We start from the raw sequence: 11971 nt of genomic DNA on the forward strand, positions 1-11971 counted from the left end.
CAGCCATACACGCCCGCCTTTTCCCTAATCGTCCAGCAGATCAGCCAGCTCAGCTGACAGCTCGTCAAACTCTTCAAGTGACAGCGCTTCGTATCCCACATCTGTTGGCGTCTGCTCCGTCCCGGTTTGCTGCTTGCAATGCCGGATCAGTGCTTCCAGCTGATGCAGATAGGCGTCTGTAAAAGCCCGGATCGTCTCTTCCCTGTATTCATCCCTGTTATAGGTCACAGCGACGGCAAGCTGTCCGTTCTCTACTACGGCCGCTATATCCAGCGCATACTCGCTTGTATTGCTACCGCTCGATTCATAACCGCCCGAATAAGCTGACGGCTCGAACACGCCTGTCGCTAGATCATTGTCGAACTGCCCCAAATAGTTGAATACAATTTCCGGCGCCTGAGGCTCTGCCGCAGCCTCCACATTCCCGGCCATAGAGCAGCTCAGCTGCCTGTACCTGCCGTAGCCTGCGCCCTTGTTCGGAATCTTCCGGAGCGCTTCCTTCATCCGGCGAATCCGGATGCCCGGCGAATCCTGGCTCTCCTCTCCGCCTTCGGCTTCCAGCAGCACCGGGAACACCGAAGTGAACCAGCCGACCGTCCGGTTTACATTCATTTCCGGCAGCAATTCCTCCCGGCCGTGGCCTTCCATTGCAATACGGTGCAGACTGCACCCCGTCCAGCGGGTCAGTGCAGCGGCAAGCGCCGTCAGCAGCAGATCATTAATCTCAGTGTTGTAAGCGTGATGGACAGAGGTCAGCAGGTCCCGGGTCAGCCCTGCAGGAAGTGTATCCTGCAGCACTGCCGAATCCTGCAGCAGCCTTGGCCCACTAAGCCTGTTGTCACGCGGCAGCCGCGGCACGGCAGTCTGGTCCTGCACCCGCCAATAATCAGCTTCCGCCTTCATAGCCTTGTCTGTACCGTAGGCCTCCAGCAGCTCCGACCACCGCTTATAGGACACAGTCTTGTCCGGCAGGCGGATCGCCTGATGCTGCTCCTGCTGGCGCATAGCCAGCTCGAAGTCCTCCAGCAGTATCCGCCATGATACGCCATCCACCACCAAGTGGTGAATAGCCGCCAGCAGATGGTCTCCACTGTCCGTGCGGAATAATCCGAGCCGTACCAGCGGACCTGTCCTTATATCCATACTCCGCTGAATCGTACCAGCGAGCTCATGAATGGCCTCTGCTTCCTGCTTCTTCGATTCACTCAAGCCGCGAAGCTCATGAACCGTCATCTGCAGGAGCGTCTGTTCATCCTCATCAATCCCGCGGTTGTAGGCCGTTATGCCATCATTCTCCTGCCGGAAAATCATCCGCAGCGCGTCATGATGCTTCACCATCGCGAGCCACGCCTGCTTCACAGCTTGTTCATTGAAGCCGCCGGCCCGGTAGAGCATCACGGACTGATTATAGTGTGAAGGCTCTGCATGCCCCGTTCTGAAGAAGCTCTCCTGAATCGGAGTCAGGCGCACCTCGCCCTGCACCGGCTCCTGACTGACAGCCGACCGTGCCGCCTGCACGTACAAGCTCAGCTGCGCGATCTGCGGGTACTGGAACAGGTCTCTCATCTCCAGCTTGAGGCCGTGGCTGTACAGGCGCGAAACAACCTGAATCGCTTTAATGGAATCGCCGCCGATGCTGAAGAAATGATCGCGAATGCCGACGCGCTCCACCCCCAGTACATCTGCCCAGACAGCGGCCAAAATCTCCTCCGTGCCGCTGCGAGGCGCTTCATAACCGCCGCTGTCCGCCTGCAGGCCGGAATCTGGTGATGGCAGAGCCTTGCGGTCCACCTTGCCGTTCGGTGATAACGGCATCCGGTCAAGGAAGAGGAGAACAGCCGGGACCATATAATCCGGTAGCTGCTGGGCCAGATTACTCCTTATGGCATCCGCTGTGAGCGTCTCCGGGCTCGCGTCCAGAATCTGCGGGTCAACCTCAATATAAGCACAGAGAGCCTGATTGCCCTGCTTATCTGTAAAATCCGTGACTACCGCTTCGCGCACGCCCGCGTATCCGGTCAGCCTGGCCTCAATTTCGCCAAGCTCGATCCGGAACCCGCGAATCTTCACTTGGTAGTCCCTCCGCCCGTAGAATTCAATTGTCCCATCCGGCAGCCAGCGTCCCAGATCGCCTGTCCGGTACAGACGCACCCCCGGTTCGTCTGTGAACGGGTCTTCCATGAACACCGCTTCTGTCCGCTGCTTATCATTCAAATAGCCGCGCCCTACACCTATGCCTGATACACAGATCTCACCAACCGCACCTGCCGGGCATAACCTCATCTTCTCATCGACAACATAGAGGTTCATGTTCGGAATCGGGCGGCCAACCGGTATGTGTGCCGTGTCCGGCAAGCTTGTCATCACATATTGGCTGACATCATCCGATGCCTCCGCCGGCCCGTAGGCATTGATCATCGGAATATCCGGGCACAGCTCAAACCATCTTCCGACCATGGCCGGCTTCACCGTCTCACCGGTTATCATCAGATACCGGAGAGCTTCCAGCTTAAACCCGCCTGCTTCCATGGCATCCAACAGGACAGCAAGATAGGAGGGAACGACCTCCAGGATGCTTACCTTATCCTCCTGCAGCCGGCTGATCAGCCGCTCGGGCTCCATTATGAGCGCATTCGGATAGATGGCTGTTGAACCGCCGACCAGCAGTGCAGCAAAAAACTGCCATACCGAGACATCGAAGCAGTGGCTCGCATTCTGGGCCAGCACCGTACCGGCGCTGATTCGAAGCTCCTCAATCTCTGCCAGCATATGGTTTAGCATGCCGGCATGCTCGATCATCGTACCTTTCGGCGTACCGGTGGAGCCTGATGTATAAATGACATAGGCCAAATCTCCTCCGGACACCTCCAGCTCCAGATTCTCCGGCGCCTCAGCGCCAATCTGATCCTCTAGCTTGTCGAGGCACAGCATATTCACGCCGTCGAGACTGGCTGCCGGCTGCAGCTTGTCTGCATATGCGGCCTCCGTCAAGACATAGCGAGCGCCTGACTCCCGGAGGATGGTCAGCTGCCTTTCGGCCGGATACTCAGGGTCAATCGGGACATAAGCGCCGCCCGCCTTCCAGATTGCCAGATAAGCTTCAAGCATCAGCGGGGAGCGTTCGAGCAGAACCGCAACCAGCTCTTCCTTCCGGGCTCCCGCCCTGCGCAGATAACGCGCCATTCTGTTCGCGTGCTCGTTCACCGACCGGTAGCTGATCTGCTCCCCGCCGAATAATACAGCGGCCTGCTCCGGATGAAGGGCAGCCTGCGCTTCAATCAGCCGGTAAGCCGGCACGTCGAGCGGATAATCTGCCCGCCTGCCTCTCGAGAGCTGCAGCAGCTCAGCTTGCCCGGACTCGCCTGGCACCCGGATTTCACCGACCCTGACCTCAGGATTCACGGTTACCTGGCCCGCAAGCTCAAGCAGATAAGAGGCTGCCTGTTCGATAAGACGAGGGTCATATACGGCCGCGTTATAGGTGAACTTAATCTGGAGCGTGTCCTCTGGAATGACCGTCAGATCCAGGTCGTAGTTCGTCTGTTCGAAGATTTCCACATCCGTAATGGACAGGGCGAGTCCGTCTTCTCCGCCCGCCTGCTCTATCTGCTGGCCCACCGGATAATTCTCGTAGACCATGATCATATCCACCAGATCCTGCTTCAGGGCCGACGTGCCTTGAATCTCTGCCAGCGGCATGAATTCATGTGCTTTTGAGGTAATGGACGCCTCCTGAACCTTCTGCAGCAGACCGCTGAACCGCAGCTCATCCTCCGAACGGATCCGGACAGGGACCGTATTAATGAAAAGTCCGACCATTGTCTCAATGCCGCTGATTTCCGGCGGCCTGCCGGAGACGACGGAGCCGAATACCACATCATCCGTTCCGTTGTAGCGCTGCAGAATTATCCCCCACAGCGTCTGGAGCACCGTGTACATCGTCACGCGCTGCTGTCTGGCCAGCCGCTCCAGCTCTCTTGTCAGCGTTACGCCAAATTCAAGCGTGTACTCCTGCTTGCTGTAGCCTTCACCCCTCCGCGTTCGCGGTAGTGCCGCTTGGCGGCTGTAGCCCTGAAGAGCTTCCCGCCAATACGCAAGCCCCTCATCCTTATTAACGCCTTCCAGCCATCTGATATAGTCGGCGTAAGGCTTCGCAGGCTCCAATCTTAATTCCGTACCCTCAACGAGCGCACGGTATGCTTCAAGCAGATCACGGGTGACCGTTTCCATGCACCATCCGTCCATTACGATATGATGGTGGCTCCAAAGCACCTGATACGCCTCATCTTCAATTTGCAGCAGTATCATACGCATCAGCACACCCTCCGCCAGGTCAAAGCCCTGCTCCCGGTCCAGGCGCTTGGCAAGCTCAACATGCTCCTTCTGCCGCAGCTTCGGCATATGCCGGATATCCTGAAGCTCTACAGAGACATCATGATGTCTGCGGACAACCTGCTGCGGGACCGCAACCCCCTCATACACGAATGCCGTCCGGAAAATATCGTGCCTGCGCAGCAGCTCATTAAAGCTTTGCTCAAATTTTGCAAAGTCCAGCTTTCCCCTCAGAACGAAGGCGAACTGTTCAAAGTAAGCCTCTGATCCGGCATTCATAAGCGAGTGGAACAGCAATCCCGACTGCATAGGCGAGAGCGGGTACACCTGCTCCATGTCCGGGTAGCGCCGTTCGAGCAGCTCCAATTCAGCAATGGACAAGCTCCGGCTGCCGTAATCGCTTGGTGTCCGCTCCGGCGCCTCCTTGCCGGCGCAATGATTAATGAGCTGCTCCAGCCGCCTCCTGTAGCCCTCCGCAAACTGCCGGATTGTCGCTTCCTTGTATGCGTCCCCGTTGTAATGTACCGTCATCTCCAGGCAGCCGCCCGTAATGATGCCGGTCAGGTCAAGCTTGCTGCGCCTGATGGTATGCGGATGAACCGGGCTTCCCATAGGCAGCGGCGAGACACCGAACACACCGGTTTCCACATCCTGATCGAACTGGCCGAGGTAATTAAAGCTGATCTCCGGCTCCGGCAGCCCGGATATGGCAGCAGCCTCTTCTTCTTCGGAAGCCATATAGTTCAGCAGGCCGTAACCAAGCCCTTTGCCCGGAATTTGCCGCAGCTGCTCCTTAACACGCTTCACATAAGCGGACAGCCCGCCGTGTTCAGCATCCCGGTCATCCAGTCCCTGCAGCTCGAGCGCAACCGGATATACGGCGGTAAACCAGCCGACCGTGCGGCTGATATTTACATCCCGTCCAATATCCTCGCGTCCGTGGCCTTCAAGCTCCACAAGCAGCCGGTCCATCCCGCACCAGTCCCTGCAGGCGAGCCCCAGGGCAGCAAGCAGCAGATCATTCGTATCGGTTCCATATGCGTGATGGGCCTGTCTGAGCAGCTTGGCGGTTAATTCCTCTGTTAACCGGACGGAGAACGAACGCGCCCGGTGCACTTTGTTGTCTGCAGGGACATCGTCTGTCGGCAGCGTCCCGTAGTCACGTTCTGTGATCGCCCTCCAGTATGCCGCCTGTTTGCGAAAATCACTGCTCCGGCTGTAAGCCGCAAGCTCCTCCGCCCAATATTGGAAGGAATCGGTCTTGCCCGGCAGCTGCAGCGGCTCTCCGCTTACGGCCTGTCCGTGGAGCGTCAGAATATCCTCGAACAGAATCCGCCATGAGACGCCATCAACAGCCAGGTGGTGAACCGCAACCAGCAGGTGATCTCCCTCAGCGGTCTGGAACAGGCCCAGCTGCACCAGGGGCCCCTCCTCTAGCGAGATGCTGCTCTGCAGCATCTCCGCTTCTTTGGCAACCAGCTCCGCCGGATCAGCTACATGGCGGAGATTGCGCACAATCAGCTTGTAGCTGGTATGGTCTGGTCCCTTGTTGTACAACCGCAAGCGGCCTTCACAGCCCGTCTGCGCCCGGGTCAATACCATGCGCAGCGCATCATGATGCAAGGTGAGCTTGTCAAAAATACTGCGGACGGTATCCGCTGCGATACCTTCGCGGAAGTGAAGCATTACCGACTGGTTGTAGTGATGCCTGACTTCCTCCGGCTGCTCCAGGAACCGGTCAATAATTGGCGTGAACGAGACCTCGCCCTCAACCGGTCCCTGACTGATCACCCTGTTAACCGTAGTAATATGCTTGCTCATTCCGGCGATTGTCGGATGCTTCATCACATTCCTCAGTTCGATCCGCAGGCCTTGTGCATACAGGCGGGAAGATACCTGGATCGCCTTGATCGAATCGCCGCCAAGCTCGAAGAAATTGTCATGTATACCGGGGCTCGTAATCCCAAGCACCTGCTCCCAGATTTGCGCGAGCGTCTTCTCCAGCGTGCTGCCCGGCGGTGTGTAGCCGCCTTCAGCAGCTGTGCCGCTGCCTGGCGCAGGCAGCCCCTTACGGTCCAGCTTTCCGTTCCCGGTAAGCGGCATACGCTCGAGCAGCGTGAAGCTCGACGGAATCATATAATCCGGCAGGGTCTCTGCCAGCCAGCTTCGCAGCTGCGGCACAGACAGCTTGCCGTGCGCGGTCAGATAAGCGGCTAGCCCGGTCCGGCCCTCGGGGTCCGTGTAAGGGACAACCGCCGCTTCCGCCACCGCCTCATGAGCAAGAAGCTTGGCCTCAATGCCGCCCGGCTCCACGCGGTAGCCGCGGATTTTGACTTGTCCGTCGGCCCGGCCGTGGAAGGCAATCATGCCTTCCTCGGTGTAGCAGCCGAGGTCCCCCGTCCGGTACAGCCGCTGCATCCGGCCGAGCACGTCCGCCGTTACGAATCTCTCCGCCGTCAGCTCCGGCATGCCCAGATAGCCCTCGGCCAGCCCTTCGCCGGCGACATACAGCTCGCCGGTTACGCCAGGACGCAGCGGCTGCAGCTGGACATCCAGCACATATATGCGCGTGTGATCGATGGCTCTGCCGATCACAGGCTGGCGCTTGAAGCCCGCCCACCGTTCAAAAGGGATCATCCCTGCCGCGCAGCCGATTGTCGTCTCGGAAGGCCCGTAATGATTCATGAATGCCGTGTTCGGGAACTGCTGGCGGAACCGCTCCACATCACCCGGATGCAGCGCTTCGCCGCCAAGCACAACCAGTCTTAGCGCATCCAGGCGGCTGTTCACCAGCCTGTGGCTCTGCACCAGCGTCCCAAAGAGGGACGGCGTCATTTTCACCAGCGTAATCCGCTGTTCCTCCAGGTACGACAGCAGCTGTTCCGGATCGCTGTATACATCCTTGGGCGGCAGATGCAGCCGAATGCCTGCGCACAGGGCTGGGAATACGGCCGTATACCCAAGGTCGAAGCTGTAGGAGGACAGCAGCGCCGTGCTGTCTCCGTTGTCCAGCCGGGAGCTGCGAATGAACCAGTTGACATAATTGGCTAAGCCTCTATGCCTGATGACCACACCCTTAGGTGTACCTGTTGTGCCCGATGTATAGATGATATAAGCAGGATCGTCCGGCTGCGGCCCCTCCAGAGTCTTCATCCCGGAGATGTCCGGCCCGCCTTCTGCGCACAGCTTCCCGAATTCCAGCACCTCACAGCCTTCCGGCAGCACGCCCTCTAGCGTACCGTCAGCCGTCAGAACCGCGCTGCTGCGGCTGTCCTCCAGCACATACGCTGTGCGCTCCGCCGGATTCGAGGGATCGACCGGCACATAAGCCGCACCGGACCTCAGAACCGCCAGCATGGCTGCCGCCATCTGAACGTCCGGCTTGAATACGAGCGCCACCCGGTCGCCCCGGCCGATGCCGCGCGCCGCCAGAGCGCGTGCCGCCTGGTCCGCTGCGGTAAGAAGCTCCCCATAGGTCAGCTGCTGCTCTCCGCTGACCACAGCCGCCTCCATCGGCAGAAGCCTGGCCTGCTCCTCGAACATGGCGGTAACGGTCTGTTCCCCGGCCGCCGGCTGCGGGCCTTCAGCTGTCTCGCGCAGCCACTGCCGTTCTTCCTCCGCCAGCAGCATTTCCTTCCGGAAGGGAGCCCTCTCCTCCCGGACTGCCAGTTCCGCCCCGCGCACGTAGCTCTCGGCCAGGCGCCTGACGTCCTTCTCCGTAAATACACGCGTGCTGTACATGAAGCTGAGCTTAATTTCCCCTTGATGGTGCACAACTGTAAAATCCAGCAAAATATCATTGCGCACGTAGCCTTCCACTTGTACGCCATTCCCGCTCTGTGCGCCTGCCCTGGGGTCAAGATCGTTATAGACATGGAAATCGATATAGTTGAAAAAGGTATCAAAGAGCGGCTGCCCGTCGCCGGATGCAGCGCCTGCCGTCTTCATCACTTCCGCGAGCGGCAGACGTCCATAATGCTTCAGCTCCTTCAGCTTGGCATCGGTCCGGACCAGCAGATCCTGCCAGGTATCGCCGGCCTCTATGCGCTGCCTTACAGGCACCGTATTCAGGAAGCAGCCCAGCAGCCGGTCCGCATCCTCGGCGGCAGGGCGGTTGTGCTCCACCATTCCAACCAGCAGGTCGTTATCCCGGCTCAACAGGCTCATGACAGCGGTATACAGGGCAAAGCAGATATGCTTCAGGCTGGTCTGATAACGGTTGGCCAGCTGAGCGAGCTCACGGTTTAATTCGCCGCTTAACGGGTATTCGTAAAATGCCGTTTGTTCCGGCTCATCCGAATTCCGGACCGGCAGCTTCAGCCGTTTGTATTCCTCCAGCTCCTGTGACCAGTACGCATTCATGACCGCATCCCTGCGGATCGCACGCTGTTCGGTAACAAAGGTCTTATACGAGCTCTGCAGCGGCTGGAACGAAGCCGCCGGCCCTCCGCCAGCCTTCAAGGCATAATAAGCGTTCGTCAGCTCGGTGACGAAGGCCGCCACGCTCCAGCCGTCCAGAATCGCATGATGGCAGATGAAGAGCAGGATATACCTGCTGCGGTCAAGCTGGAACACGCAGATCCGCCAGAGCGGCTGCCCGAGATCAAAGCCGCGCTGCCTGTCTGCCTTCATGTAAGCATCGATGCGTTCCTGCTGGTCAGCCGGCTGCAGTCCTGTAAGATCAACTGCCTCGAACGCCGGCTTATAGGCTGACAGCACAATTTGCACCGGCTCCCGGAAGGACTGCAGATCAAATACCGTGCGCAGGATGCCGTGCTTGCGGGCCATACCTGCAAGAGCGGCTCTTAGAATAGTCTCGTCATATGAATCATCCTGCAGCGGAAAAGGCATCTGGTCGTGATAATGCGCTTCGTCCGGATTCTTCATGTTGTCATAGATCATTCCCGCCTGAATATCGCTCATCGGGAACAAATCCTCCCAGCCTGCAGGCAGGAGGGCGGATAATGCTTGATCGCCGCAGATCTCCCGCTTCAGCTGCGCAAGCTCTTCGGCCGCTTCCAGCAGGAGGAGACTCATCCCCTCCCCGCCTGCAGACTCCAGGTGCGCGGCTAAATCCCGGATAACCGGATGCATATACAGATCCTTGATCTGCAGCTGCACCCCGAGTGTATCGCTAATGCTGCCGATCAGCCGCAGCGCACGGATGGAATCGCCCCCCAGTCCGAAGAAGCTGTCCTCTGCGCCGACCCGCTCCAGACCGAACAGCTCCTGATATAGCCCGCACAGCCGTGCTTCCATACTGGTGGCCGGCGCTGTATAGCCTGCCTCCTCATCCGTCCGGCTGAATGGATCCGGCAGCCTGCGCCGGTCAACCTTGCCGTTACCGGTAAGCGGAATATTCTCCAGCTTAATGATCGAGGATGGTACCATATATTCCGGCAGATAGCCGGATGCATACTCCCGCATATCCGGGCCCGCAAGCGGTTCATCCGAAGCGTAATAGACACAGATATGCGTCTGTCCGCCCGCATCATCGGCAGCGATTGCGATCGCTTCCTTCACAGAAGGATGACGCATGAAGACCGACTCTACCTCACCAAGCTCGATGCGGTGTCCTCTGATCTTCACCTGATGGTCGATCCGCCCGTAATATTCCATGTCGCCGTCCAGGCGGATTTTGGCAAGGTCGCCTGTCCGGTACAGACGCTCCCCCGGCTTGTGCGGATGGTCAATGAAGCGCTCCGCTGTCAGCTCCGGACGGTTCAGGTAACCCCGGCCTACACCGGCTCCGCCGACATACAGCTCACCAACCACGCCAGCGGGCATCAGTCTGCCGCCGCCGTCCATAATATAGGCTGCAAGCGTAGGGATCGGCCTGCCGATATTGCTGGCATTCACCTCGATATCCCGGCTCGTCAGCTCCTTATAAGTGACATGCACGGTCGTTTCCGTTATTCCATACATATTGACGAGCTTGGTGTCCGGACACAGCTGCCGGAACGGCGCAAGCATCGCCGGCTTCAACGCTTCACCGCCAAAGATGACATAGCGGAGCGCCAGCCCTTGCGCAGCATCGGCGCCTGAGCGCCTAAGCTCCTCGATAACGTAATAGAACGCTGTCGGTGTCTGGTTGAGTACGGTCACCTGCTCCTGCCGGAGCAGCTTCGTAAACTCTCTCGGGTCTCTGGCCGTCTCCTTCGGCACCACGACAAGCCTTCCGCCGTACAGCAGTGCGCCGTACATCTCCCATACCGAAAAATCGAAGCAGACTGAATGGAACAGCGTCCACACATCTCTGCTGCCGAAATCAAAGGCGAAGGAATCATTGAACAGCAGCCGGATCACATTGCGGTGCTCGATCATGACGCCCTTGGGTCTTCCTGTCGTACCCGAAGTATAGATGATGTAACACAGATGGTCCGGCGTATTTACGGAAACCGGATTGCTGCAGCGGGTATCCAGGCTGTCTGTGTCCGAGAGGTCAATGACAGTGCCCGTAAAACCTAAGTCCGCTGCCCGCGCAGACCCGCTGCCGCTTGTGACCAGATAAGCCGCACCGCTGTCCGCAAGGGTATAAGCAATCCGGTCAGCCGGATATTCGGGGTCGACCGGGACATAAGCGCCGCCGGCCTTCATAATCCCCAGCATGGCTGCCAGCATATCCTCGGACCGGTCCATCATGACGGCAACAAGCGCTTCAGGAGCGAGTCCCCCGGCACGCAGCGTCCAAGCCAGCCGGTTCGCCCGCTCATTAAGCTCCCGGTACGTCAGGGCGCGCCCTTCACAGCGTACTGCCGGACGGTCCGGTTGCTTGGCCGCCATCTCTTCAAACCGTCCATGGAGCGTGAGCTCCTCCGGATAGGAAGCAGTCAGATGGCTGCTGCCGTGCAAGAGCTGCTGTCTTTCCTCTTCGCCGATTACTTCAATTTGGCCAATCGCTGCTCCCGGTTCGGCAAGCGCCGCTTCGTAGAAGCGGAACAGATGCCGGGCCAGCTGCGCTGCGAATGCCTCACTGTACAGCTCGGCGTTATAACTGAGACGCAGAGATATGCCGCCGCCGCCATAATAGAAACCGAATACCAGATCGGAACGGATCGCTTCCAGATGCTCCGGCTGATGCACACCCTCCATGTAGACTGCCGTTGTCCAGACCGGCAGAATGTCTGACCCGGTATGGCCGAGGAGTGTCAGCAGCTCCGCAAACGGGATTCCCTTATGCTCATCCGCCTCCATTACCAGACTGCGGTTCTTCATCAGCCACTCTCTGTAGGTCAGCTGCCCCTCCACCGTTATGCGGAGCGGAAGACATGGCGCCCCCATCGCCCCAGAGGCATCCGAACGCCTGTGAAAGCCCGGCATCGCCACCATTACATCTTCCGTCCCGCCATAATAGGCAAGCAGCCACGTTACACCCGACAGGAGGATCATATACATGCCGGCTTCGGACTGTTTGGCCGCGGCGGTAATTCTGGCCGCGGTTTCGGGCGGAATCCGCTCCGCCATACCTTCCATCACCTGCCCGGCTTCCCGGGAACGAGGCTGATCCCCCGCGATGGAACTGAACATCGGCCCGTCTTCCAGCCGCTCCCGCCAATAGGCCAGCTCCTTGCGGATACGATCCCGCGTTACGGCTGTCCGGGATGGTATTTGCGTTTCTTTCATGAAGGGCTCCTCCTCA

General features: G+C 58.9%; 1 protein-coding gene. It reads right to left on the reverse strand.

Annotated elements, in window-relative coordinates:
* Positions 1–24: 24 nt before the first annotated feature.
* Positions 25–11955: a non-ribosomal peptide synthetase gene (locus L1N82_RS21950; RefSeq protein ID WP_235289591.1), complete on the reverse strand. Its 11931-nt coding sequence runs from the start codon at positions 11953–11955 to the stop codon at positions 25–27.
* Between the last annotated feature and the right edge of the window lie 16 nt (positions 11956–11971).

Source organism: Paenibacillus tarimensis, assembly GCF_021532315.1.
Taxonomy (GTDB): domain Bacteria; phylum Bacillota; class Bacilli; order Paenibacillales; family Paenibacillaceae; genus Paenibacillus_I; species Paenibacillus_I tarimensis.